General features: G+C 59.6%; 23 protein-coding genes. 12 read left to right on the forward strand and 11 right to left on the reverse strand.

Going from position 1 to position 25,791, the window contains the following annotated elements:
- From VZC39_RS04805 to phnR, 3 genes are all read right to left on the reverse strand, one after another.
- Window positions 1–1,065, reverse strand: a complete 1,065-nt coding sequence (locus tag VZC39_RS04805) for a putative 2-aminoethylphosphonate ABC transporter ATP-binding protein (protein ID WP_434666195.1) — start codon at window positions 1,063–1,065, stop codon at window positions 1–3.
- 213 nt (window positions 1,066–1,278) lie between these two features.
- Entirely contained in the window at window positions 1,279–2,298 is a 1,020-nt protein-coding gene (locus VZC39_RS04810) for a putative 2-aminoethylphosphonate ABC transporter substrate-binding protein (protein ID WP_434666198.1), read from the reverse strand.
- Window positions 2,299–2,400: 102 nt separating this feature from the next.
- Window positions 2,401–3,108 (reverse strand): phosphonate utilization transcriptional regulator PhnR, encoded by a 708-nt coding sequence (gene phnR, locus VZC39_RS04815; protein ID WP_349921304.1) that lies wholly within the window; start codon window positions 3,106–3,108, stop codon window positions 2,401–2,403.
- A gap of 187 nt (window positions 3,109–3,295) precedes the next feature.
- On the opposite strand from phnR, the gene phnW reads away from it, so the two are divergent.
- From phnW to VZC39_RS04860, 9 genes are all read left to right on the forward strand, one after another.
- Complete coding sequence (gene phnW / locus VZC39_RS04820) at window positions 3,296–4,438, forward strand: 2-aminoethylphosphonate--pyruvate transaminase (RefSeq protein ID WP_434666202.1); 1,143 nt, start codon at window positions 3,296–3,298, stop codon at window positions 4,436–4,438.
- Window positions 4,435–5,832: an aspartate aminotransferase family protein gene (locus VZC39_RS04825; RefSeq protein ID WP_434666205.1), complete on the forward strand. Its 1,398-nt coding sequence runs from the start codon at window positions 4,435–4,437 to the stop codon at window positions 5,830–5,832. The genes phnW and VZC39_RS04825 overlap by 4 nt, the downstream gene beginning before the upstream one ends.
- Entirely contained in the window at window positions 5,825–6,664 is an 840-nt protein-coding gene (gene phnX, locus VZC39_RS04830; RefSeq protein WP_434666208.1) for a phosphonoacetaldehyde hydrolase, read from the forward strand. The genes VZC39_RS04825 and phnX overlap by 8 nt, the downstream gene beginning before the upstream one ends.
- 521 nt (window positions 6,665–7,185) lie before the next feature.
- The gene (locus tag VZC39_RS04835; RefSeq protein WP_349921308.1) at window positions 7,186–7,947 is read left to right on the forward strand and encodes a LuxR family transcriptional regulator; all 762 of its coding nucleotides are present in this window, start codon (window positions 7,186–7,188) and stop codon (window positions 7,945–7,947) included.
- Window positions 7,948–8,184: 237 nt separating this feature from the next.
- On the forward strand, window positions 8,185–8,703 hold the full coding sequence (hcp1, locus tag VZC39_RS04840; RefSeq protein WP_349921309.1) for a type VI secretion system effector Hcp1: 519 nt from the start codon (window positions 8,185–8,187) through the stop codon (window positions 8,701–8,703).
- A gap of 285 nt (window positions 8,704–8,988) precedes the next feature.
- The gene (locus VZC39_RS04845; RefSeq protein ID WP_434666213.1) at window positions 8,989–11,037 is read left to right on the forward strand and encodes a type VI secretion system tip protein VgrG; all 2,049 of its coding nucleotides are present in this window, start codon (window positions 8,989–8,991) and stop codon (window positions 11,035–11,037) included.
- Window positions 11,034–11,903, forward strand: coding sequence for a DUF4123 domain-containing protein (locus VZC39_RS04850; RefSeq protein WP_434666216.1), 870 nt, complete (start codon window positions 11,034–11,036; stop codon window positions 11,901–11,903). The genes VZC39_RS04845 and VZC39_RS04850 overlap by 4 nt, the downstream gene beginning before the upstream one ends.
- A complete protein-coding gene (locus tag VZC39_RS04855; RefSeq protein WP_434666219.1) occupies window positions 11,900–15,079 on the forward strand; it encodes a T6SS effector BTH_I2691 family protein in 3,180 nt (1,059 codons plus the stop codon). Before VZC39_RS04850 ends, VZC39_RS04855 begins: the two co-directional genes overlap by 4 nt.
- The gene (locus VZC39_RS04860; RefSeq protein WP_434666222.1) at window positions 15,079–15,810 is read left to right on the forward strand and encodes a hypothetical protein; all 732 of its coding nucleotides are present in this window, start codon (window positions 15,079–15,081) and stop codon (window positions 15,808–15,810) included. The genes VZC39_RS04855 and VZC39_RS04860 overlap by 1 nt, the downstream gene beginning before the upstream one ends.
- A 117-nt stretch (window positions 15,811–15,927) precedes the next feature.
- Here VZC39_RS04860 and VZC39_RS04865 read toward each other — a convergent pair whose 3' ends face one another.
- Both VZC39_RS04865 and VZC39_RS04870 read right to left on the reverse strand, forming a co-directional pair.
- On the reverse strand, window positions 15,928–16,503 hold the full coding sequence (locus tag VZC39_RS04865; protein ID WP_434666225.1) for a DJ-1 family glyoxalase III: 576 nt from the start codon (window positions 16,501–16,503) through the stop codon (window positions 15,928–15,930).
- Between the two features lie 40 nt (window positions 16,504–16,543).
- Entirely contained in the window at window positions 16,544–17,491 is a 948-nt protein-coding gene (locus VZC39_RS04870; protein ID WP_434666228.1) for a ketopantoate reductase family protein, read from the reverse strand.
- A gap of 226 nt (window positions 17,492–17,717) precedes the next feature.
- Between VZC39_RS04870 and VZC39_RS04875 the strand changes: the two genes are divergently transcribed.
- Entirely contained in the window at window positions 17,718–18,200 is a 483-nt protein-coding gene (locus VZC39_RS04875) for a YajQ family cyclic di-GMP-binding protein (protein WP_010673357.1), read from the forward strand.
- A gap of 118 nt (window positions 18,201–18,318) precedes the next feature.
- Here VZC39_RS04875 and VZC39_RS04880 read toward each other — a convergent pair whose 3' ends face one another.
- The 6 genes from VZC39_RS04880 to VZC39_RS04905 all read right to left on the reverse strand — a co-directional run bounded on the left by VZC39_RS04880 (window position 18,319) and on the right by VZC39_RS04905 (window position 23,508).
- Entirely contained in the window at window positions 18,319–19,125 is an 807-nt protein-coding gene (locus VZC39_RS04880) for an outer membrane protein OmpK (protein ID WP_434666234.1), read from the reverse strand.
- 157 nt (window positions 19,126–19,282) lie between these two features.
- Entirely contained in the window at window positions 19,283–20,686 is a 1,404-nt protein-coding gene (locus VZC39_RS04885) for an AmpG family muropeptide MFS transporter (RefSeq protein WP_434666237.1), read from the reverse strand.
- A gap of 85 nt (window positions 20,687–20,771) precedes the next feature.
- Window positions 20,772–21,065, reverse strand: coding sequence for a hypothetical protein (locus tag VZC39_RS04890; RefSeq protein WP_349922383.1), 294 nt, complete (start codon window positions 21,063–21,065; stop codon window positions 20,772–20,774).
- A 145-nt stretch (window positions 21,066–21,210) separates the two neighbouring features.
- Window positions 21,211–21,762, reverse strand: a complete 552-nt coding sequence (locus VZC39_RS04895) for a peptidylprolyl isomerase (RefSeq protein ID WP_434666240.1) — start codon at window positions 21,760–21,762, stop codon at window positions 21,211–21,213.
- Between the two features lie 15 nt (window positions 21,763–21,777).
- Window positions 21,778–22,350, reverse strand: coding sequence for a YajG family lipoprotein (locus VZC39_RS04900; protein WP_349921320.1), 573 nt, complete (start codon window positions 22,348–22,350; stop codon window positions 21,778–21,780).
- 24 nt (window positions 22,351–22,374) lie between these two features.
- Window positions 22,375–23,508, reverse strand: coding sequence for a methyltransferase (locus VZC39_RS04905; RefSeq protein ID WP_349921321.1), 1,134 nt, complete (start codon window positions 23,506–23,508; stop codon window positions 22,375–22,377).
- A gap of 204 nt (window positions 23,509–23,712) precedes the next feature.
- Here VZC39_RS04905 and VZC39_RS04910 point away from each other — a divergent pair, with 204 nt between their 5' ends.
- Both VZC39_RS04910 and VZC39_RS04915 read left to right on the forward strand, forming a co-directional pair.
- Window positions 23,713–24,018 carry a BolA family protein gene (locus tag VZC39_RS04910; protein ID WP_349922384.1) on the forward strand — a complete coding sequence of 102 codons (306 nt, stop codon included), beginning with the start codon at window positions 23,713–23,715 and terminating at the stop codon, window positions 24,016–24,018.
- A gap of 428 nt (window positions 24,019–24,446) precedes the next feature.
- The gene (locus VZC39_RS04915) at window positions 24,447–25,790 is read left to right on the forward strand and encodes a Na(+)-translocating NADH-quinone reductase subunit A (RefSeq protein ID WP_349921322.1); all 1,344 of its coding nucleotides are present in this window, start codon (window positions 24,447–24,449) and stop codon (window positions 25,788–25,790) included.
- The last annotated feature ends 1 nt before the right edge of the window (window position 25,791 follow it).

Consider the following 25,791-nt stretch of genomic DNA (forward strand, 5'->3'; position numbering starts at 1 on the left):
TCATGAGGCCTCCCCGTCGAAGCAGCGCACGGCGTCGGCGGGCCAGTGCAGGGAGCAGGTCATGCCGGTACGCCACTGGGCCTTTTCGTCATTGGGGCCTTGTACCAGCACCTGCTGGGGGCCGAGATAGGTCTGGGCGCGGCAGATGAGGCGTTGGGTGGCGCCCAGAAACTCCACCTGCTCCACCTCGGCCAGCAAGCCGCCGTGGGGTGAGGGAGACAGACTGATGGCCTCGGGGCGGATGGCGAGCTGCAACTTGCTGCCGGCCTGGGCCCGGTTGATGAGCGCCAGGGGCTGCTCGTTCAGGCGCACCTGCTGCGGGCTCAGCACCAGGGCGTCGAGGAAGTTCATGGTGCCGACGAAACTTGCCACGAAGCGGTTCGCCGGCTGGTGGTAGATCTCCTGCGGGGTGCCCACCTGCACGATGCGCCCCCCCTCCATCACCACGATGCGATCCGCCATGGTGAGCGCCTCCTCCTGATCGTGGGTCACCATGATGGTGGTGATGCCGAGACGCTGTTGCAGGGCGCGGATCTCGCTGCGCAAATGAGTGCGAACCAGGGCGTCGAGGGCGCTCAGGGGTTCGTCGAGCAGCAGCAGGCCGGGGGAGAGGGCCAGGGCCCTGGCCAGTGCCACCCGCTGCTGCTGACCGCCGGAGATCTGGCTCGGATACTTGTGGGACTGGGCATCGAGGCCGACCAGGGCCAGCCAGTGTTGCACCTTCTGCTGGATGTTCTCTCTATTCTGTCCCTGATTTTCGAGGCCGAAGGCGATGTTCTGGGCCACCGTCAGGTTGGGGAAGAGGGCATAGGACTGAAAGACGATGCCAAAGTCCCGCTGCTGGGGGGGCAGCCGGGAGATGTCGCGCCCTCCCTGCCAGATCTCGCCCTCGTCCGGCAGATCCAGGCCGGCGATGGCCCGCAGCAGGGTGGTCTTGCCGCAGCCGGAGGGGCCGAGGAAGCAGACGAACTCCCCCTGCTCGATGCCAAGGGAGATCTCTGTCAGGGCCTGAAAGTGCCCGAAGTGCTTGTTGAGGTGCTGGATATCCAGATAGGGCCGGGTCATGGTCGAGCTCACTGCTATTTTGGTATATACCAGTTTGCGGTTGGAGTGTGACCGAGCCATGACAGAAAGATGACGGGAGCGTGACGGCGGGTCAGGGCGGAGGGGGCAAGGCGAGCAGGTTGGTGAGGATGGATGCCGGACGCGCCGCTTGTCCGCAACGACAAAAGGCCGACGGGAGTCGGCCTTGTTGACAGCTGCTCACCTGAACGGCGCTTACTGCTTGGCTTCCGACTTGCCGTCGAAGCTGGCGGTCCATTGACTCAGGATCTGGTTGCGCTCGCGGGCGGCCCAGGCGAAGTCGTTCTCGATCATCTGGCCCTTGATGTCGGCAGGATACCCGTCCCTGGCCTTGGCGACCTGGGGAATGGCGACCACGGCGAAGGACTTGTTGTAGAGGCTGTTGGCCTGCTCGGTGGCGGCGAAGTCCAGCAGTTGTTTGGCGGCCTCGAGCTTGGGCGTGCCCTTGAGGATGGCGGCGGCCTCCATGTCCCAGCCCGAGCCTTCGCTTGGGAAGATCACGTCGATGGGCGCGCCCTTGCCCTTGAGGCTGGTGGCGGGGAAGTCAAAGGAGATGCCGACCACTGTCTCGCCGCTGGCCGCCAGTTTGCAGGGGGCCGAGCCGGAGTGGGTGTAGCGGTCGATGTTCTGATGCAGGCCGGTCATGTACTGCCAGCCCTGCTGCTCGCCCATGGTCTGCAGCCAGCCCGCCACGCTCAGGAAGCCGGTGCCGGAGGAGCTGGGGTTTGGCATGATCACCTTGCCCTTGTAGATGGGCTTGGTGAGGTCGCTCCAGCTGGTCGGCGCCGGGATCCCCTGCTTCTCGGCCTCGACCTTGTTGAAGCAGATGGCGCTGAAGAAGGCGTCAAGCCCGATCCAGTGCGGCTCTGCCTTGGGGTCACGGAAGCGGCTGTCGAGCTTGTCCAGCCCCTTGGGTGCATAGCCTGCCAGCATCTGCTGCTGGTCGAGCTGCATCAGGCTGGTGGCCGCCAGTCCCCACACCACATCGGCCTTGGGCTGGGCCTTCTCGGCCAGCAGCCGGGCGGTGACCACGCCGGTGGAGTCCCGTACCCACTTGATGTTGATGTCCGGGTGCTGGCGCTCGAAGGCGGTTTTCAGCTCGGCGAGCTGCTCCGGCTCGAAGGCGGTATAGACGGTGAGGTCGGTCGCGGCCATCACCGGGGCTGTCATGGCGGCCAGCAGTGCGCTCGCCAGCAAGGGGGTTCCCTGTTTCATCCTCTGTCTCCATCAAGTGTTGGTATAAACCAGATTGGTCGAGAGAGAGGCTAGGGGAGGTTTGTGACGTTCGGGTGACAGCCCCGTGACGTTTTGATGAGGCTACTCCCCGGTGTCCACCTCGATCTCCAGGCTGTCGTGGCGCCAGTATTCCAGATCGAAATCGAGCACCCGGCCGTGCTGATCGAAGTTGAGCCGCTCAAGGCGCAGGGCCGGCAGGCCGGCGGTGGCCCCCAGCGCCTTGGCCACCTCGTCCGGCAGGGCGGTGGGAAAGAAGCGCACCTGCATGCGGGCGTACTGCAGACCGTAGTGGGCCTCGTAGATCTCGGTCAGGCTGCCGTTGAGATCCAGTTCGAGCAGGCCGGGCACCCGCTCGGGCAGGCAGTGGTTCTCGCAGTAGCAGAGGGCGCGTCCGTTGGCGTAGCGCAGCCGCTTGAGCAGGAACAGGCTGTCGAATGGCTTGAGCTGCAGCCGCGTCATCAGGGCGGGGGGCACCGGCTGGCGGCCCTTCTCCAGCAGCTCGGTACAAGGCTCCCCCCCTTGCTCGCGCACAATCTGGTGGAAGTTGGAGGTGCGTCTCGGGTTCAGGCGATAGCGGGGCGGGGTCACGAACCAGCCGCGCCTGTCTTCCCGGTAGATGAGGCCGTTTGCCTCCAGTTGTACCAGGGCCTCGCGGATGGTGACCCGGGTGGTGCCGTAAAGCTCTCCCAGCAGCCGTTCGGAGGGGAGCTTGTCGTTGGCCTGCAGCCCGCCCGCCTGGATCTGGGTGGTGAGGGCATCCTTGATCTGCAGGTATTGAGGTTTGCTCATGGGGATCCTTGTGGACGAAAACATGCTTGGTAGAGACCAGTTTTGGTCCCCGATTCAGGATCTCTAGATTATCGCGATGATGGCGCCGAAAATGAATTTTTTGTTGCACGTAGGGGCACCCCTTTGACCCGGAAGGAGGCGTTCAGCACAATAAGCTTAATCTGGTATATACCAAATGGAGCAAGCCATGACCCACATCCCTGCCGCCCCCGCTGCCGTCGACTACCTGCTGCTGACCCCGGGCCCCCTCTCCACCACTCCCACGGTGCGCGCCGCCATGTTGCAGGACAGCTGCACCTGGGATGCGGACTACAACCTGGGAGTGGTGGAGCCCATCCGCCGCGAGCTGGTGCGGTTGGCCATGGCCCCGGAGTATGCCGCCGACTACAGCGCCGTGCTGCTGCAGGGCAGCGGCAGCTATGTGGTGGAGAGCGTGCTGGGCTCGGCGCTCGGGCAAGATGACTGCCTGCTCATCATCAACAACGGTGCCTACGGGGCCCGCATGGTGGAGATGGCGCGCTGCCTCGGCCTGAATCATCTCGAGCTCGACTGCGGCGAGACCGAGCGCCCCGAGGTGGCGACCATCGACGCCCTGCTTGATGGGCATCCCGGCATCACCCACCTCGCCATGGTGCACTGCGAGACCACCACCGGCATGCTGAACCCGCTGGAGGAGGTGGCGGAGCTCTGCCAGCGCCGCGGCATCCGCTTCATCGTCGATGCCATGAGCAGCTTCGGCGGCATCCCCATCGACATGGGGCAGCTTGGCATCGAGTTCCTCATCAGCTCCGCCAACAAATGCATCCAGGGGGTACCGGGCTTTGGTTTCGTCATCGCCCGCCGCGCCGCCCTCGCGGCCTGCGCCGGCCGGGCCCGCTCCGTCTCCCTCGATCTGCACGCCCAGTGGCAGACCATGGAGCAGCAGGGGGGCAAGTGGCGCTTCACCTCGCCGACCCACACAGTGCTGGCGTTTGCCCAGGCGCTGCGGGAACTGGAGGAGGAGGGAGGCATCACCGCGCGCCATCGCCGCTATCAGGAGAACCAGCGCACCCTGGTGGCGGGCATGGCCGCCCTCGGTTTCGAGCCTCTGCTGCCCACGGCCTGGCAATCTCCCATCATCACGGCCTTCTACTCCCCAACCCATCCCGACTACCGCTTCGTCGATTTTTATCAGCGCCTCAAGGCCCAAGGCTTCGTCATCTATCCGGGCAAGGTCTCACGGGCGGATTGCTTTCGCATCGGCAACATCGGCGACGTGACGCCAACCAAGGTGCGTGGCCTGCTGGCCGCCATGGCGGATGCTTGCTACTGGCAGGAGGGGGCGCGATGAGCGGTCACCCGACCCTGCCCGGCGGCGGCCTCGCCGACACCGAGGGGGACATCAATCTGGGGGCGGCGCGCCAGCGCTGGTGGGCGGGTCAGCCTGAACCCGTGCGCGATGGCTTGGCCGACGATGGCCGCTATTTCCTCCATCAGGCCCTCTCCAGCCCCTGTCTCGATCTCTTGACGGGGGCAGAGGGAAGCCGGTTGACCAGTGCCTCCGGCCATCAGTATCTGGATTTTCATGGCAACAGCGTGCATCAGCTGGGCCATGGTCACCCCAAGGTGGTGGCGCGGGTGCAGCAGCAACTGGCGAATCTGCCGTTTGCGCCACGTCGCTACACCCATCAGGTCGCCATCGACTGTGCCCGCACCCTGGCGGAGCTGGCCCCCGGCGATCTCAACCGGGTACTGTTTGCCCCCGGGGGCAGCGAGGTGGTGGGCATCGCCCTCAAGCTTGCCCGCTTCATCACCGGCAACAGCAAGGTGGTGTCGCTGTGGGATGCCTTTCACGGCGCCTCCCTCGATGCCATCTCGGTAGGGGGAGAGGCCTGTTTTCGGGCCGGGATGGGGCCGTTGCTCCCCGGGGTGGAGCGGATCCCGCCCCCTACCCGTTATCGCGGAGCCTGGTATCGCGGGGAAGGGGAGGATCTGCACTACGCCGACTACCTGGAATACGTGATCGAGAAGGAAGGGGGGATAGGCGCCTTCATCGCCGAGCCCATCCGCAATACCGATGTGCAGGTACCGTCCAAAGCTTACTGGCAGCGGGTGAGGGAGACCTGCGATCGCCATGGGGTGTTGCTCATCGTCGACGAGATCCCCAATGCCCTGGGGCGGACCGGTCACTGGTTCAGTTTCGAGGAGTTTGGCATCGAGCCGGACATCATCTGCCTCGGCAAGGGGTTGGGGGGCGGTGTGGTGCCGTTTGCCGCCCTCATCACCCGGGATCGTTTCAATCAGGCGGCCGCCATCTCGCTCGGTCACTACACCCATGAGAAGAGCCCCGTCGGTTGTGCGGCGGCGCTGGCCACCATCGAGGTGATTCGCGAAGAGGGACTGCTGGCCAAGGCGCAGGAGGATGGCCGCTTCATGGCCGCCGAACTTGGCAAGCTCGCCGAGCGTCACCCCCTGATAGGTCAGGTGCGCGGCATCGGCCTGCTGTGGGCGCTGGATCTGGTGACAGACCACCAGAGCCGGGCCCGGGCCAGCCAGGCCGCCGAGCGGCTGCTCTATCGCTGCCTGGCGCTTGGCCTCAGTTTCAAGGTCTCCCAGGGCAACGTCATCCAGCTCTCACCCCCCCTTAACATCAGCCGCGCCGATCTGGTGCAGGCCATTGCCATCCTCGATCAGGCCCTCGGCGAGATCGAAGCCTCACAGGAACAGGAAAACTCACATGACTGACATGCAGACCGCTTCTCACCCCGCCACTGACGTTCAGGGCGTGATCCTCGACTGGGCCGGAACCGTGGTGGACTTTGGCTCCTTCGCGCCGACGTCCATCTTCGTGGAGGCCTTTGCCCGGGCGTTTGATTTCGAGGTGACTCTGGAGGAGGCACGCCAGCCCATGGGTCTTGGCAAGTGGGATCACATCGCCACCCTCGGCCGTCTGCCCTCGGTGGATTCCCGCTGGCAGGCCCGTTTCGGCCACCCCATGAGCCGCGACGAGGTGGATCACCTCTATCACACCTTCATGCCGCTGCAGATAGCGGCGGTGACCCGCTTCGCCGCCCCCATCCCCGGAGTTCTGCCGGTGCTTGCCAGTTTGCGGGAGCAGGGGCTGCGCATCGGCTCCTGCTCCGGCTATCCGCGCCCCGTGATGGAGACTCTGGTGCCGGCCGCGGCCGAGCAGGGCTATCGCCCGGATCACTGGGTCGCCACCGATGATCTCAAGGCGGGCGGGCGTCCCGGTCCCTGGATGGCGCTGGCCAACGTGATAGCACTCGGGATAGGCGCGGTGCATCGCTGCATCAAGGTGGATGATGCCGTACCCGGCATCAGCGAGGGGCTGAACGCCGGCATGTGGACCGTGGGGCTCTCTGTCTCCGGCAACGAGTTCGGCGCCACCTGGGAAGAGTTTGCGGTCATGGGGCAGGAGGAGGTCGCCGCCCGCCGCGCTCCCGCCGAGGCCAAGCTGCGCGCGGCCGGGGCCCACTATGTCATCGACACCCTGGCAGACATCGCGCCCGTGATTGCCGACATCAACCGCCGGTTGGCGCTGGGGGAGCGACCCTGAGAAGAGGCGTTGTCCATCCATTTGACGAAAGGTAAGGGCTCATGGTCATGAGCCCTTACCGGGAGCTGACGGCCCGTTGTTCGCCCCGGCTTGGGCCTTTGCTGTGTCCGGTGCAGGTCGGCTCAGGTGTCAGCATCGAGTCAGCCTGCCGGGATCCTCGTGGATAGCGTCTTTGGGGGCGCGCTGGGCAATGAACGATGGGTGACGCACTTCTGGGTGGCCCGTTTCGTACCTGATATAGTTTTATATGCTGCATTTAATTGGCTTTAGTTGTGTTAAATATGTCAATTGGAGTTTTTATTTACTAAATATATTAATAATTATCACTTTCCCCCTTTTTATGGGATGGTTAGACTTGGTTTCGAGTGGTTCCCCCCCCTCTTTCATATGGCCCAGATGACTCGCGTCACCGGGCTTTTTGTTTTTTGTAGCCTGGTTGTTGCAATTCGTTAACGGCTGGTTCAGCGCCCATTGGGGTTGGGGTTGAACAATATGGCTACCGTTTCAAGCAAGACAATGACATGGATACAACTGACGCATTAGATCTCATCGCCCGGTTTGACGAGGCTGACGATGAGCGCACCATAGTGGCGCTGTTACGGACATTGACGGCACACATGGGGTTCGAGCATTTTCGCATGGCCCTGATCTTCCCCAATACCATACAGCGGCCGGATGTCATCATCTTCAACGGTTGCCCCCAGGCCTGGGTGGATGCCTATACCCAGGCCAACTTCTTCGCCATCGATCCCGTGGTGCAGCGTGGCATGGTGCAGAGTACCCCCATCCTGTGGGCGGACCTCATGAAGGAGGGGGTGTGCGATGCGCAGAGTCTGTCGGTCATGACCCTGGCCCGGGAGGCGGGGTTGTGCGATGGGATCACTTTCCCCTGGCACGGGGCCAACGGTCATGTCGGTCTGCTCTCCCTCATCACCACGGCGCCGCGCACCGAGTCACAGTGGCTGGCGGATGTGCCTTCCCTCACCTGGCTCTCCATGCACATCTTCGAAGCCGTGGCGCGAGTCTGTCTGGTGGGGATCTCCCCCCACGACGCCCTGAGCCTGCGGGAGCTGGAGGTGTGCCGTTGGGCGGCCGAGGGCAAGCAGACCAGCGACATCGCCCAGATCCTGGGGATCACCCCGCGCACGGTGACGTTCCATCTGAATAACGTGGTGACCAAGCTGGGGGCCAACAGCAAGTGCCAGGCCATCTCCTGGGCACTCAAGCAGGGGGTCGTCAGGCTGAATGTGGAGCTGGCATCGGTTGCCAATGTGGATGAGTAGCAGTGGACTCGTCGGTACTGCGCAATGGATTGCCTATTTATTAGCGTAATATTCTGTAAATGCAACTCTTGGTAGTCAAAGAAGCTGGTATGGGCGTCTTGTTGCGCCACTTGTGCTGATGGATATGTGAGGGTAAGTAGTAATTGATTGAAATATAAGGAATAAGCAAGGTGGCATGGACGCTGCTAACGGTTTCGGTTGAGTGTCATTACCGTTTAACCAATCAGGAGCAATTCCATGCCAACTCCATGTTATATCAGCATCGAAGGTAAAACCCAGGGCAACATCACCGCCGGTGCCTTCACCTCCGACTCCGTCGGCAACATCTTCGTGCAAGGCCACGAAGACGAGATGCTGGTGCAAGAGTTCCAGCACATCGTCACCGTGCCGACCGATCCGCAATCCGGCCAGCCGGCGGGTCAGCGCGTCCACAAGCCGTTCAAGTTCACCGTAGCCCTGAACAAGGCTGTGCCGCTGATGTACAACTCCCTGGCTTCCGGCGAGATGCTGCCGAAAGTGACCCTGAAGTGGTACCGCACCTCCGTCGAGGGCAAGCAGGAGCACTTCTTCAGCACCGTGCTGACCGATGCCACCATCGTCGACATCGACTGCCAGATGCCCCACTGCCAGGACCCGGCGAAGGCTGACTTCACCCAGCTGATCCAGGTCTCCTTGGCCTATCGCAAGATTGACTGGGAGCACACCGTTGCCGGCACCTCCGGTGCGGACGACTGGCGCGCGCCGATCGAGGCGTGATGCATGCAAGGAGCACCCCATGGGTGCTCCTTGTTTTGTGTGCCGCAGAGCCTGATGAAGCTCAAAACCCCGCTTGCTTAACTCCTCATCCCCTGACCCATGCCATGGCTTTCTTCTGCCCGTTTGCCGCGTGAGCGGGCACAACAAAGAACATGACGACGGATCTGCACGCACGCCTTGGGGGCGTGCGGTAGCCATGGCGGCGAAAAAGCGGCGGCCATGGCGGATCTCTCTCCCACCTTGAGGCAGCCGGCAGCGATGCGGGCCGACAGCAGAGGCGCACCGATGGCAGACAGCACAGGATTACAATTTACCGTCAAGGTGGGGGCCTTGCCCGAGAGCACCTTCGTGGTGGCGGAATTTGCGCTGGAGGAGGCGCTGAGTGGCCCCTTCCAGCTGAGGCTCGATTTGGCGAGCCCCCAGTCTGATGTCGATTTCGGCGCCGTACTGGACCAGCCCTGTGAGCTGATCATCTGGTACAACGGCGAACTGCAGCGGCGGGTGTGCGGGGTGGTGAGCGATGTTGGCCAAGGGGACAGCGGCTTTCGCCGCACCCGCTATCAGCTGTTGGTGCAGCCCGCTCTGTGGCGCCTCTCTTTGCGCCAGAATTCACGTATCTTCCAGGCCCAGCAGCACGATGAAATCCTCTCCATCCTCCTGCAAGAGCACGGCATCACCGACTACGCCTTCGCGCTGAAAAACGAGCACGCGAAGCGCGAATACTGCGTCCAGTACCGGGAAACGGACTTGGATTTCCTGAATCGCCTCGCCGCCGAAGAGGGGCTCTTCTACTTCCACGAGTTCGAGCAAGGTAAACACCGCATCGTCTTTGCCGACGATGCGGCCGCACTGACCCAAGGCCCCGAGCTCTTCTTCAACCTCGGCAACCGCTCGCTGGAGCTGGGCCCTTATGTACGTCAGTTCCACTACCGGGAAGCGGTGCGAACGTCGGATGTGGAACTCAAGGACTACAGCTTCAAGACCCCGGCCTATGGGCTTTCCCACAAGCAGCGCGGCGCCGAGCTCACCCACCAGCGCGATAGCTACCAACACTTCGACTCCCCGGGCCGTTACAAGCTGGACCAGAGCGGCAAGGCCTTTGCCCGGCACAGGCTCGACGCTCTGCGCAATGACGCCGTCACCGGCCAGGGCAAGTCCAACTGCGCGGCCCTGCTGCCGGGGCAGTATTTCTCTCTGACCGAACATCCGAACGGCGCGCTCAACACCGACTGGCAAGTCGTGCGCATCAGCCACGTGGGCCAGCAACCCCAGGCGCTGGAAGAGGAGGGGGGCAGCGGCCCCACCGTCTATTACAACGAATTCGGGGTAGTGAAGGCCAGCACCACCTGGCGCGCCCGCATCGGCAGCAAAGAGGCGCCCCACAAACCCATGGTGGATGGCCCGCAGATTGCGACCGTGGTGGGGCCGGAAGGGGAGGAGATCTACTGCGACGAGCACGGCCGGGTGAAGCTGCAGTTCCCCTGGGATAGATACGGCAGCTCTAACGATCAGAGCTCCTGCTGGGTGCGGGTGAGCCAGGGCTGGGCCGGCGGCCAGTACGGCATGATGACGATCCCGCGCATCGGTCACGAGGTGATCGTGAGTTTCCTGGAAGGGGACCCGGACCAACCCATCATCACCGGCCGCACCTATCATGCCACCAACCGACCGCCCTATCCGCTTCCGGCCAACAAGACCCGCACCGTGCTGCGCACCGAGACCCATCAGGGAGAGGGCTTCAACGAGCTGCGCTTCGAAGATCAGGCGGGCAAGGAAGAGATCTATATCCACGGTCAGAAAGACCTGAACCTGCTCATCGAAAGTGACACTGCCTGGCACATCAAGCACGACGAGCACAGGGACATCGACAACGAGCGGGTGACCCGCATCAAGGCCAATGACCATCTCACCGTCAACGGTGAGATGCGGGATCATATCAAGGGCGACTATTCGCTCACCGTGGATGCCTCCCTGCATCAGAAGCTCGGGCAATCTCTCCTGGTGGAGGCGGGCACCGAGGCGCATCACAAGGCGGGCATGAAGATAGTGATGGAAGCCGGTGCGGAGCTGACTCTGAAGGTGGGGGGAAGCTTCGTCAAGATAGACCCGAGCGGCGTCACCCTCAGTGGCGGCTCCATCAAGATGAACTCCGGCGGCAGCCCGGGCTCCGGCTCCGGCTGGGCGGGACAGATGCCCATCCAACCCGGTGAAGTGGAAGTGGTGGCACCGCCCCCCCCGATGGAACCTGCGCGTCAAATCGCGACGCTCAAATCGGCGGAACCGGTTTGCGAGATCTGTGAGCAATTGGCGTCGCAGGAGGGTGCCGGAGGATGACTTCTGCCCAAAATGGCATCTTCCCCGACATAGCGTTGTTCGAGGGAGAACAACTCTATCTGATGCTGGATGGAGCCCGTATTGACGGGGTGGAACGCGCCCTGTTCGAACAGGTGGAGACTCCGGCCTATCAACCCCTCTATCTCTATTCTCCTTGGGACAGCCTGCGGGAAGTAAGCCCCTGCCTGGTCAGCGTGACCCCGATGCTGCTGAAATGGTTCATACAAAACCGTGAGCCATCATGGGGTTACCTGTTATCGTCTCGGCTTCCATTGTTACCCATGGCCGAGAAACTTCGCTCCCTGATCGAAGTGGAGAGCCCCTACACCAGCCGGATCCTGCTCAAACTGGCGATGCCCGAAACCATGGGACGCCTGTTCATGGATGATGAACCCTGGCTGTGGCAGGGGGTGGAGCAGGTATGGATCCCGATGCGTCAAGGAACGGACTATGTCTGGTGGCACAAAAAGGCCAAATCGGAGCTGGGTAATCCTGTTGGCGCAAGATTCAGGTTGTCTGATCCCCAGTGGGAGCGCCTGGGTGAGGTGAGTTGGCTGCATATTCTGGATGGGATCAGAGCGCATATGTTCACCTGGTTCCCTGACCGTTGGCAGGAGCAGGCCGAGCCGGAGCGCTGGTTGACCCATTGGGCAGAACAAGCCTATGACATGGGGTTTGAGAGTGAGCGGGATCTGCTGTTGTTTTTCAATGTGCTCGGGTATCTCGGCAGCCATTGGTATGAGGAAGAGGAGCATCCTGGACTCAGGGCATTGGTCACCCAATCTTCGTCACAGACACCGTCACAGCGTATTGAGCGAGCCGCCGAGCTGGCAGAAACATTGAGTAAGAAGGATCGAGACGCATGAGTTCGCCCAATCAAGCCGCCCAGTGTGCAAGCACGACCAATGGCAAGAGCCCGGCAGGGGTCTGTCCACTTAAAAACAAGCAGATAGCCATAGTGCCGGTGCGTTATGCCATTGATGAGCCCTGCTCTTCACCCAAGACGCAACCTCATCCATTGCCTGCGGGGGCCGGCTTCGTTGCCCCTGTCAAATTCAAGTCTCATCACCATACCCTGCGTCAGCTGCGTGATGGCTGGCTCTATGCCTATGACGAGACAGCCAAGAATCTTGATGAGTATGAAGTAAAAGGGGCTGCTTTCATCAGCCAGAGCAAGGGGAGCAAAGGTCATCTGCTCTATCCGGCCACCCATACGCTGTCCTTCATCTATTCTCCCCAGCGTTGGACGGGGCGCATCAAGAAAGAGATGGTGAAAAATAGCGGCTTGCGCAGTGCCTGGATGCGACAAGTCAAACTGGGCAGCTTTGCCAGTACCATGAAGGCCCCCCATTGCGGCTTGCCTGATTCGCTCGACAAGGTGGCAGATCTGGGAATGTCGAATCAGGGGTTTGTCTTGTCCTGTACACCCCTCGCCAAACCAGCCGAAGAGGATCAGCAAGGGATCAAGCTGTTGGCGCATAAACCAGCCGGTTCACCTGCTGCCTACAAGGCGGGGATGCCGGATCCCAAGAGTGCCATGGTAGTGGCGCTTAATGACTATCTGGCCGATCTGGCCGACCTCTCCATGACGGTCAATCAACTGCTTGCCAAGCGTGAAGCCTTGCTGGGTAAAGATGATGCCACCATCAAAGTTAACAGTCACAAGCTGATGATGGCGGAGGTGACACGCAATCTTGCCAGGGTTCGACTAGACGAGAAGGACTTGCCTGCCTCCGTAAGGGGAAATGTGGCCAAGACCCAGGCATTTGAAGATGCGCTGGATGACTATCTGGGGGATCGCTATCTTGCCGACACAGAGGGCATGAGTTCGGAGCCTGGGGTTATCAACTTCAACTCCCCCATGGCGAGACAGGCCGATGCGAAGCTGAAAATCTTGCGGGAGCAATATGGTTTCAACCCCTCTCAAAAGCAGGTCAATCAATGGAAAGAGCGAGCCGCATTTCAGGACGAGGTCAACTGGGGCGGGCTCAATGCCTTTATCAAGCAGTATCAGGTGCCACTCAATGAGCTGGAGCTGGCACTGACTCTGGCTCATGAGGACTTGTTCAATGGTATGACTCGCCTCAAGGCCGATCCATTACCCTTTGGTCTGGACCACAAAACAGACAAAGGCCAAGCCTATTTGCAGGTTCTGTTTGCCGAGGCTGGGCAGGCGCTCTCACTCAGTTGCAGCACTGAAGCCCGGAAGAAAGCGTTGGAAAAACTGCTTGGTGAAAAGGTCAGTGATAACTTGCTGGCACTGGCTCCCTATGGTTTTGATGTCGTGTTGCACAAGGGGCTGAGCGAGCAGACGGTAGACAATGCCTGGCTCAGCACCGCCTCTAGCGACATGACGGCGCTGTTTGGCCGCACGGCGGATTTGGAAACATTACTGGGAGACGATAGGCTCAGGCAGAAGCCCTGGTTCCAGACGATCGAAGCCGTGATAGAGGTCATGAAGGTGGCTGGAAAATCCATTGCCAAGGGGGCCCACGCCCAGATCATGGCGGCAATCTTGCCCCACACCTGGAAGAACAGCCTGGCAGGCAACCTGAGGCTGATACTGCTGGAATCACTGCTTGGTGATAAACCGCTGGAAGTGAATCACGGTTATCGGATGCTTCACAGCAGCTTCCAGCAACGTGTCTGGGCTATTACCAAGGAAATATCGGCTATCAGCTCACCACCACCCGGGCGCAATACCACAGTGAAGGCCATCAACGGTCAGCTAAAAACTTTACAACAACAGCTTGATACCTTGATTGCCAGCGAAATGCCCCTGCTGGTGAAACTGAAAGGCGATCTATATCAGCAGCAGGCCAGACAATATATCGGTGACTATCTGGCGAGCGTACGCAGTGGAGTGAATCAACGCATCACCGCTATGAACGAAAGAGTTCCCAACTTGGCAACCTTTGGGGGATTGGTGGCCCTGCTCAACCTCTGGAACCTGAGTGTGGTGATTGCCGGAGCGGCGCAAAATGCCCAGTCTATCGGTTGGGAGCGGGCAAATATGCAGCTGGGCTCTACCGTTGCCTGGACGGGCAATGCCATCGCCGCGCTCTACCAGGGGGCCGCATGGGAGAAGTTAAAGCCGCTCACTACTGATGGGGGTAAACGAGCCCTGACAGCAATCTCGATAAAAGCAGCAATAAAAGAAGGTGAGCATGCGGTCTGGGTTAGAAGCTTTGCCTGGCGTATGGTGGCTTTTTCTAGCCTGGGGATGGCGGCGGCTGGGGTAGAAATGTGGGACTCCTTCCAAGCCAGCAAGGATCCCTTGATAAGCAGCATGGAAAAAACACTCTTGCAGATGAAAGCAGGGGTATTGCTGGGGCAAGGAATCATCTTTGGCGCACAACTCTTCTATCTGTTGGGGAATGGATTGGGTTTCTCATCAATCGCTGCTATTTTTGCGCCTTGGATGCTGGTTGGGCTCTTTGTGCTAGGTGCCGCCTATCTGGTGCTGACAGTGCTGCTGAATATCTTCAAACGCTCGGATCTGGAGAAGTGGTTATTGCAATCCACCTGGGGCAAGCAGCCTGCCAACTGGTCTACCGAAGATGAGCTGGCTCGCTTTGAAATGCTGATCAATAAGCCTGGGGCCAGTTTGAGTGTGGTTCACTCCAGGCCTCAGGGCTGGATGGACACTGGTCGCCCCCAATGGCAGTTGCAACTCTCGCTCCCTACGCACTTGCGAGGGCAGACTATAGGGCTGAAGGTCATCGGTCAGCCAATTGCTCGCGCCGGTCAAATGGTACCGGTGCGCTCCAAAGAGGATCTGGCGCGCTATCAGGCAGCCATGCAGCCTAGGACGCTGGAGACACAACGCGGACGTTGGGATGAGATGGTCTATACCCTGCCGCTGGGGATTGATACCAATACGGCTATCAAACTGGAGTTAGGGTATCTCGGGGGCATGATTCAGCGGGAGTTTATTTTCAAAGGCAGCAGTAGCAGTGGCGGTCCCGTGACATTGAATGGCAGCAGCGGCGATTTAGGAGCAATGCCCACGTTGGTGGTCGGCAAGCAAGGGAATAAATAATGGAAAAGACACACGAAATTATAGAGGGCAATGAGCAGGAGACGCCTTTCCATCTGCTACCTCAAAAAGAGCAGCAGTGTATTCTCGATGCCAATCAGAAAAAGGTGCGAGAGGCTCCAACTCTTCATGAATGGGACATCCGAGTTCCAGCAGCATTTGCCTGGCTGGGGATACTGTTTTTAATCGGAATACCTACCTTGATTGGTTGTGCCATGATATGGAATGAGTCATCCAATGGTTGGGTGTTTATTATAGTGGGAGCGATAATGTTTCCCTACCTACGCTATTTAGTTATGGCGGATAAAGACTACCATTATCGGTTAACTACGGAAGGTGTAGTCGTCACTTATCAAGATGCTATTCCCGAAGTGGCCTACACCATAGTGCGTGGTTTGGCTTGGCTTGGTGTGGTGGTATGTGTCGTAGCTGTTGTCATATTGGGGCCACTAGCCTTGGTTGGCGCTGGGGGTATGGCGCTCTTTGCGGTCTTTTTTACTGATTTTAAGAGTGAAATATCAGAACATGAAGCCATGTTTAAAAAAGACTGGCCCTACACACTGTCTATTTCTAAGAAAAAAAAGGCACTGAGATTTGAATCAACCCCCTTTAAAGTTGCATATAGCGACAATCTATATTGCAAGCCTGAGGATTTTGAGCGTGTTATTGAACTGATTAAAAATCAAATCAGATGCGTCGATATAAAGAACATCAAAGGTCATCCAATGACTTGATTCTTATATGGCACCTGTAAGGGGAGAGTTATCTAGATGCAATCTAGGTCCCCATAACAGAGCGCCCTTGCTACAGGCAAGGGCGCTCTGTTGTTTTCAGGGACGAGTTTGGCGCGATTATGGCGATACCGAAGGGGGCAGCACCATGGGACCTGCTACTGCGTGGGCAGCTTCATCACCTCGCAGCACCCGCACTATTTCGAGGGCGAATTCGATGGCGGTGCCGGGGCCCTGGCTGGTGATAAGGCGGTGGGTCTCGTCCCTCACTACCCGCTCGGTGCTGAGTTGAGCCGGGGGGAGCTCGGCCTGAAAACCTGGATGGCAGGTAACCCGCGCATCCCCCAGCAGTTGGTGATGCTGCAACACCACCACGGGGGCTGCGCAAATGGCGGCGCGCCAGCGGCCACGCAGAGCCTGCTCCTTGAGCAGGTCGATGGCGAGGGGGGTATCGCGCATGGCTTCGCTACCGGGCAGGCCGCCCGGCACGACGATGGCTTCGAAGCCACGACTGGTCAGCTCGTCGATATGACAATCCGCCACTATCTGTACCCCGCGGGAGGCGCGGATCTGGCGCTGCCCCGCCGGGCAGCAGGAGGCGACTACCACTTCGATGGAGGCCCGCACCAGGGTATCGACGATGGCGACGGTTTCGATCTCTTCCGAACCCGGGGCAACCAGTACCAAAACGCTCATTGCTCGCACCTCCTGCTTGATGCCCGTCACTTCACCGGGTCTATTGCTTCTCTTTGATGGCCTGGTAGAGGCCCTGATTGACGGGGACAGCGATGCCGTACTGCGTCGCCTTGGCAAGCAGGAAGCCGGTGATGGCTTCGATCTCGGTCTCTCGTCCCAGTTCCATATCCTGATACATGGAAGAGTAATTGTCGGCGGTGAGCTCCACCACCATCATCACCCGGCGCAGCAGATCCTCATTGCTGACGGGCAATCCTTCGGCCTGCATCACGTCCGCCACTTCCACGCAGATCTGTTGCAGGGCATCGGTGAAGCGGGTGCCACTCAGTTCGCCATTCTTGACCTTGTAAAGTGCCGTGAGCGGGTTGATGGCGCAGTTGATGGCGAGCTTTTGCCACTGGCGAACCCGGATCTGTTCATCCCATCCGGCCTGGCCGAGGGCGCGGGCGAGTTCATCCGCCAGATAGGCGTGCGCCTTGGCTGCCTCGTTGACCGGTCCGAGCCAGGTTTCGCCCTTGCCGGTGTGGCGGAACACGAAGTGGCCGCTCTGCATGGCGCCGTGGCTGGTGACGCCGGCGATGACCGGGTGGTGCGGGAAGCGTTGAACCACCTGTTCGGCGATGCCCATGCCATTGTGCAGCAGTACGATGGGGACGCCCGCGGGCAGTCGGCCGATCAGCGGGGTCAGGGCCGGGACGACCTGGCTTGCCTTGGTCATCACCAGCAGGCGTTTGATGGCGCCGGGCTGACTGATGAAGCCGCGCTCTATGGTCAGCAACTGGGTATGACCGTCGAGAGAGGTAAAATCGATGCCGGGGTGCAGGGTGGCCCGGTGCCGTTCGCGCAACAGGACGCGGGTCGATTGACCGCTTTGGGCCAGCAGGGAGGCGAAAACACCCCCCAGGGCACCGCAGCCCAGCAGGGTCCATTGGGGAGGGAGGGGGTGACGGCTGGTTTTCAGGTTATTGTCGCGTAATCCGCTTGGCATGGAGAGACTCAGTCAGGGTAGTGGTCGCATTCCGATCAACCGCTTACCGGGGATAAAGGAAGAGGTGGCCTGGCGGACACTAACGGGTCTCGCCATTCCTGTGCGGAGAGGATTCTAGCAGAGCCATCCCATCGAAATCAGCAAATTTGCCCGTTTTCTGGTAGATTTGCCCCCTGTTCACATTACCCCAAAGCACAACATACAGCACAGCATGAGGAGCCCGGCTATGCCGTCATTCGATATTGTCTCTGAAGTCAAAATGAACGAGGTGTTGAACGCCGTCGATAACGCCAATCGTGAACTGGCGACCCGTTTCGATTTTCGTGGGGTGGAAGCCAGCTTCGAACTGAACAAAGAAGAGGTCAAGCTGGAGGCAGATGCCGATTTCCAGCTCAAGCAGATGGTCGAGATCCTGCGCGGGGCGCTGCTCAAGCGCCAGATCGAGAACAGCTCCATGGACGTGGGTGACAGCGTTCACTCCGGCAAGCGTTTCCACCTGACCGTGAAGTTCAAGCAGGGGATCGACAAAGAGGTCGCCAAGAAACTGGTGAAGCTTATCAAAGACTCCAAGATCAAGGTGCAGGCTGCCATCCAGGGTGACGAAGTGCGCGTGACCGGCAAGAAGCGTGACGATCTGCAGGAAACCATGGCGCTGGTGCGCGGTGCCGAGCTGGGCCAACCGATGCAGTTCCAGAACTTCCGTGATTGATCGATAGCTCGATTGATGAGAAAGGGGAGGCATAAGGCTTCCCTTTTTTGTTTGGCGAAAGCCCATAAAAAAACCGGAGCAGTTGCTCCGGTTTTTTGTATCCCAGATACCCGTTCGATTAGAACTTGTAGGTAACGGAGAAGTAGTGGCCGAAACCAGTGGTTTTCAGGCCGAAGGAACCGTTCTGGATACCGTAGATGTCGTTGAAGTACTTCAGGCCGTAACCGACGGCGTAGCGGTCGGAGTGCCAGTACAGGCCGTTGAACATGGCGGTACCGTCGGTGGAGGTGTCCTTGGCATCAAACAGGTGATCCAGGTAACCCTGATAGGCGACGAAGCTGCCGTTGGAGAAGGTGTAGAAAGGCTTGAACCAGTTCATGGAGAACTGATAGCCGTTCCAGCCTTGCTCACCGGAGCCTTCGTTGACGTGGCGGGCATACAGGTTCATGCCAACTTTACCGAACCAAGGCACCTGTACGTCGGCACCCAGACCGGTCATGGCTTCGAACAGACCATCCGGACCACCTACGTTGACCAGGTTGGCGATGTAGACTTCCTGAATCGGACCGAAGGAGAGATCTTTGCCAGTCATGGCATCGATGGAGATACGCGGCGCGAACTTGATGAACAGGTTGTCTTGGTTGTGCTTGTCGTCGTGACGGTTCTGGAAGATGTCGAACACATCGACGTAACCGTACAGATCGAAGATACCAGAGCGGCCACCAAACTCCATTTCGAAGTAAGTATCGTTGTAGCCACCTTCAGACTCGCTGTAGGGCAGCTGGTCGATGGTGTGCATTACGTTGAACTGGAACCACTTGTAGTCGTTCTTGTGGATGTCACCGCTGTAATCGGCAGCAAAAGCCGGGGTGGCGGATGCAGCCAGCAGACCGGCAGCGATCAGAGTCTTGGTAAATTTGGCCATTTTATTGGTCTCTTGTGTGTTTAGTTGAGGTTTTCCGTAGCCTGCCCACAAGGAGCGGGAGGGATTCTAGCCAAATAATTTCAACGGATAAACAAGAGCCAGGGAACTTTGTCAGGATTTGTGAATCTAATCACCCCCTCATTTAGGCAAACGCTTGCTATTTGTTCGTTTGTGGTGACAAACACTTGCCTCGTTTGGCAACCATGATGATCAACAGCATCACGGGCACCCCGAGCAGGCTGGTGCCGATGAAGAAGTGGCTGTAGCCAAACAGCTCGACAAAACGGCCGGAGAACCCCGCAAGCAGCTTGGGCAGCAGCAACATGATGGAGCTGAACAGCGCATACTGGGTGGCTGAGAAGGCGACGTTGGTCAGGCTCGACAGATAGGTCACGAAGGCCGCCGTAGCGATGCCGGCGCTGAGGTTGTCGAGCGAGATGATCAGGGTCAGCAGCTCCAGGTTGTGACCAACCTCGTTGAGCAGAGCAAACAGCAAGTTGGTGCTGGCGGTGAGCACGGCACCGAGAAACAGGATGCGCAAGGTTCCCAGCCGCATCACCAGCACCCCCCCCAGCGCGGCCCCGACCAGTGTCATGATGACCCCATATACCTTGGTGATGGTGGCCACTTCCGTCTTGCTGAATTGCAGGTCCACATAGAAGCTGTTGGACATCACCCCCATCACCACGTCCGAGATGCGATAGCAGGCGATAAGCCCGAGGATCAGCAGGGCCGACCCTCCGAAGCGGCGGAAGAAATCGGCGAACGGGCACCAGATGGCCTCATAGACCCAGGCCCCCAGGCCCGCCAGCGGGGTTGGCCAGCCTTGCTGTTGCAGCAGCAGCTTGCGCTCGGCCTGCTGCTCGTTCTGGCGGGCGAGATCGATGTCGGGCTCATGACAAAACAGGGTGGTGATAATGCCGAGAGACATGAGCCCCGCCATGCACAGATAGGTGAGCTGCCAGCCGCGATAGTCGTAGCCGCTGTTGCTGCCAAGCCAGGCTGCGAGAGCCAGGGCGCCGGCGCCCGCCATGATCATCGCGAGCCGGTAGCCGGTCATGTAGGAGGCTGCCATGGCCGCCTGCAGGCGTTCGGGGGCCGACTCGATGCGGTAGGCGTCGATGACGATGTCCTGGGTGGCCGAGGCGAAGGCGACCAGCAGGGCGAAGAGGGCGAGCTGGGCGAGCTGGGTCTTGGGATCGCAATAGGCCATGCCCACCAGGGCGAGGGCCGTCAGCAGCTGGGAGAGCAGCATCCAGCTGCGCCGTCGTCCCAACAGGCGCGAGAGCAGGGGCAGGGAGAGGCGATCGACCAGGGGAGACCACACCCATTTAAAGCCATAAGCCAGGGCCACCCAGCTCATGTAGCCGATGTCGGTGAGGCTTACATCGGCTTCACGCAACCAGAACGAGAGGGTGCCAAAGACCAGCAGCAGTGGCAGGCCGGAGGAGAAGCCCATGGCAAACAGGATAAGAACCCGGCCTTCGAGATACACGGCGAGGGCGTCTCGCCAGCTGGTGAGGCGGCCCGGGTTACGACTGGGCGGGCGGAGAGTGTTCAAATGCCTGACTCCTCGGGGAAAAGGTGGCTATTTTGTCAGGTTCGAAGGGGATAGCCAAGGCAAGCAGAGTGTCGTCCGCGGGCCTTCAGGGTCGTGAGCCGATGCAGTGAGGCGGACAGGGCCCCTGCTCGAGGAGATAGTTGGCGCAGGCCATCAACTGCAGTCGCAGCCGGGGATCGGTATCGATCTGTTGCTCATCCCATAGATGCAGGCTGTGCAGCAGGTGCCAGAAGACGGATTCCCGCTGACTGGACGGTTGTTTGTCGGTGCAGTGGGGCAGGGCTTGCCAGTGGGAGAGCAGTTGCCAGCTCACATCTTCCAGCTGTTGGTAGGCAATTTCCCGTGCCAGGAAGTGACGAACAGCCTGGGACAGCAGCATGGCGTGTTGGGTTATGTAGGCCTGATAGATCACCGGCGCCTCCTTATTTCTCCTCTGGGGCCCCCGGAATGGGGGCAATGCCAGAGTATAGAAAGGGGCGCCGGTGACCTTGGCGGTGATGAGGCAGGATGTGATCCGCTCCGCGTTATTTCTCCGCCAGCAGCACGACTTTTTTCAGGATGATGGGGCTGGTCGGCACATCGTTGGCTCTCAGGATAGAGCTGTAACCCGTCTGCACCAGAGCCAGTTTGTCCAGCACCTCCATGCCTTGCACCACCTGGCCGAATACGGTGTAACCGGCGCCAGCATTGGCGTTGAGGTTGTCGTTGTCCGCCAGGTTGAAATAGAACTGGCGGGTGGCGCTGTCGACGGCCTGGGTACGGGCCATGGCGATGCTGCCGCGCTTGTTGGGCAGGCCTCCCTTGGACTCGTTCACCACAGGGTCGAAGGTCGGCAGCGGCTGGAACTGCTGGTTGTAGCCCCCTCCCTGCACCACGAAGTTCTGGATCACCCGGTGGAACAGGCTGCCGTCATAGCTGCCGTCCGCCACATAGCGCAGAAAGTTCTTCACCGTCTGCGGCGCCTGCTTGGGGGCCAGCTCCACGACGATGTTGCCGTGATTGGTCTCCATCCTGACCTTGGGGCCGGCAAACGCCAGGGGGGCGATCAGCATGGCCAATAACCAGAGTTTTTTCATGTATCGCTTCCTCGTTTAGCTCGGTTGGCCCTTGAGATAACCGCGCAGAGCCTCGTCGGCCATGATCTGCTGCAGTACGCTGCCCAGTTGCTGGTTCAGGGTGGACTCCAGATCGGCCATGCTCGGCTCACCCGGCTCCTCCTTGCTGGAGGACATGTTGAATTGCTTGGTCAGCTTGCTGCCCTGGAAATCGGCGATCACCTGCAGACTGACCTTGGATTTGGTCACATAGGTGAAGGTCTTCTCTTCCACGGTCACGGCGGCGGTGGAGATGGCCAGGGTCAGGTTGGTGGTACCGCTGTTGCCCACTTCAAGCCCCTGACTGCGCAGGCCCTCGGCCAGTTTCTCGGCCAGCAGGTTGTTGAGGGGCTGGGCACTGTTGACCAGAACGGGGGCCTTCTCTTTCTTCTTGATGGAGAAGACATAGGCGGCTTCGCGCTTGTCGACCCCTTCCATGGTGATCCGGTTGCCGGAGTAGTACTGCTGGTTGGCGGGGATGACTTGCGGGTTGAGCAAGGCGGTCTCCGGCCAGTGAGTGGCACAACCACCCAGCATCAGGGCGGCCAGCAGCAAGAGTGACTTTTTCATCATGGGTTTCCTTTAGCTTTATCTTTAGCGTTTGATGGCTTTCAAAATAACGAACTTGCTGTTCGATGCAACCACTTGTGCGTTGGCAAACAAGCGCTTGAGTTTATTGTGATAATCCAGATGGCGGTTGCCTACTATCCAGAGTTCCCCCCCCTGAGGCAACACCCGGTGCGCATCGGTGAACATCTGCCAGGCGATATGGTCAGTGATCGCCTGCAGTTGGTGGAAGGGCGGATTGCAGAGAATGCGATCGGCCGCTCCCGTTTCTATCCCATCGAGACAGTTATTGACCAGGAAGTGGGCGCGGGGCAGGGCATCGGGCAGGTTGTGCTCGACGTTCAGGCGCGCCGAGTCCACCGCCATGTGGGATTCGTCGATGAAAGTCACCTCCACCTCGCTGTCTCGCGCCAGCAGGGAGAGCCCCAGCACGCCGTTGCCGCAACCCAGATCGATCACCCGTCGGGCGCTGTGGATAGGCAGGTTGTCCAGCATGAAGCGGGCGCCGATATCCAGGCTGGTGCGGGAAAATACGTTGGCATGGTTGTGGATCAGCATGTTGCTGCCTTCCAGCGGCCAGGTGGTGGGGAAGGGATTATCCAGCGCAGGGCGCAGGGCGTCCGGCGTACAGTGAATGAGACGGGCCTTCTTCCAGGCCAGCGAGGTGCGGGTCTCGCCCAGGTATTTCTCGAACAGCTTGAGGGTGGAGGTGTGAATATCCTTCGCCTTGCCCGCCGCCAGGATCCGGGTGGTCGGGGTGACCACCTGGCGCAGGGCCAGCAGTTGCTGCTCCAGCAGCGCCTGATACTTGGACACCTTGATCACCACCAGAGCGGGAGCCAAGGGCAGCGGAGCCAGCGCATCCTGCAGGCGGATGTCGTGGGGATCCAGGCCATTCTCGGCCAGATTCGCCAGGGTCGCCCGTTCGCTGATATGGGAGTCGGTCACGCACCGGGGGGTATGGTCGTGCAGATAGGCAGTCAGGGCGCCGAAGCCGTCGTTCATGATGATGACGGGGCCGCACTGCTCGAGCGGCGACTCGGCGAGTTCGTTGATGAGATATTCGTCTGCCGCATCCCAGGCCTGCAGGGGATCCTGGCTCTGCCGCGGATACCGGTAAAGGGTCAGGCGGCAATGCGCCGTGTCGAGTAGGGTCTGCATAAGAGAAGTATCCAAGGTGATGCTTATATATGGCAACGACAGCCAGCGACGAGCCGGTCGTTGAAGTGGCGCTATTCTAGCGGGGACGCAGAATTTCACCAGCCCGGTGCGTGACTGGCTCATAAGGCCCTCGGCGTGATTTATCCCGGGTCGGCTCTGGCTTACAATGGCCGGACATCCATCTTGGGAGTGTTTGTCGTGAGCATGCAACAACAGATCGAGGCCAAACTGGCCGCCTTGTCCCCCAGTCATCTGGAAGTGATCAACGAGAGCTATATGCACCGGGTGGCGCCGGGTTCAGAGAGCCACTTCAAGGTCATTGTCGTGAGCCAGGCGTTCGAGGGGCAACGGCTGATCGGTCGTCATCGTCAGGTCAACGGCCTGTTGGCCGACGAACTGGCTGGTGCTATTCATGCGCTGGCCCTGCATACCTATACCGAGACTGAATGGCAGCAACGGGAGCAGGCGCCAACCACGCCGAGCTGTGTCAGCAAGCCCCCCTTCGCGTGATAATTGACGTTTTTATTACCTAATTTTTCAACAATTAACGGTTCCGTCACGAATCGGGGTGACCGGTGTTCCATCTGCGGTCGATGGAGTATCGGATTACTTTTTCTAATTACCTGTCTGACGTACAAAAATACCCCCATAGGGTTAGCTGGACGAAAAATCCTTTAAAACCACGGCTTGCGGAGATGAGGAGGAAATATTCAATGGGGGTTAATTTTGTGATAGCGCGGGGATTTTCCCCATTTGGCATGGCAGCTAACTTGCCTAAGGTGGTAAACTCAGGCGCTTTTGAATGATCCTGTATGTTGCTAATTTGTTTGTTTTTTCGACATTTTGTCGCGATGTAGGCGGGCTCATTCAACAACTCGTCGTGATGTATTTCTCGGCGCTAACCAACCTGTCTTCCCTTAACGGTAGTGCAAGTGAGTATGATTACAATTAAAAGAGGACTGGACATCCCCGTGCTGGGTGCTCCGGAGCAAGTAATCTACGATGGCCCGGCCATCACCCGTGTTGCTACACTCGGCGAAGAGTTCGTGGGGATGCGTCCTACTATGTTCGTCAAAGTAGGTGATCGCGTCATTAAAGGTCAGGAGCTCTTCGAAGATAAGAAGAATCCCGGCGTTAAATTCACGGCCCCTGCCACCGGTGTGGTTTCTGAGATCAACCGTGGTGCCAAGCGTGTTCTGCAATCTGTCGTCATCGATCTCGATGGCTCCGACGAGCAGGTAACCTTTGAACACTTTGCGTCTGCCGAGCTTGCACAGCTCGAGCGCAGCAAGGTGCAGGAGATCCTGGTCGCGTCAGGTCAGTGGACCGCGCTGCGTACCCGTCCATTCAGCAAGGTGCCGGCCGTGGGTTCCACCCCCCGTGCCATCTTCGTCACCGCCATGGACACCAACCCGCTGGCAGCCAATGCCGAGATCATCATCAAGGAACAGTCACAGGCTTTCCTCGATGGTCTGGCCGTGCTGACCCGTTTGACTGATGGCGCCGTTCACGTCTGCAAGGGCGAGGCGAGCCTACCCCATGCCGAACTGGCACAAGTCAAAGAAGCCGTCTTCGTCGGTCCGCACCCTGCCGGTCTGCCTGGCACCCATATCCACTTCCTGGACCCGGTCGGTGCCAAGAAAGTGCAGTGGCACATCAACTATCAGGATGTGATCGCCTACGGCAAGCTGTTCACCACGGGTCAGATCTTCACCGACAAGGTGATCTCCCTGGCCGGTCCGAACGTGGTCAAGCCGCGCCTGCTGCGCACCCGTCTGGGCGCCTGCATCAGCCAGTTGACCAACAACGAGCTGCGCGCCGACGAGAACCGTGTCATCTCCGGTTCCATCCTGAGTGGTTCCAAGGCTGCGGGAGTCCATGACTACCTTGGCCGTTATCACAACCAGGTGAGCGTGCTGGGCGAAGGCCGAGAGAAAGAGTTCCTGGGCTGGGTCAACCCCAGTGCCAACAAGTTCTCCATCACCCGCACCACCTTGGCGCACCTGGTGAAAGGCAAGCTCATCAACTTCACGACCACCACCAACGGTAGTGATCGCTCCATGGTGCCTATCGGCAACTATGAGCGCGTGATGCCGCTCGACATCCTGCCGACCCTGCTGCTGCGGGATCTGATCTCCGGTGATAGCGACAGCGCCCAGGCGCTCGGCTGCCTGGAGCTGGATGAGGAAGATTTGGCGCTCTGTACCTTCGTCTGCCCCGGCAAGACCGAATACGGCCCGATCTTGCGTGAGTGCCTGACCAAGATAGAACTGGAAGGTTAAG

The sequence above is a fragment of the Aeromonas sp. NJAU223 genome (assembly GCF_051125555.1).
In the GTDB taxonomy this organism is placed as follows: Bacteria; Pseudomonadota; Gammaproteobacteria; order Enterobacterales; family Aeromonadaceae; genus Aeromonas; species Aeromonas veronii_G.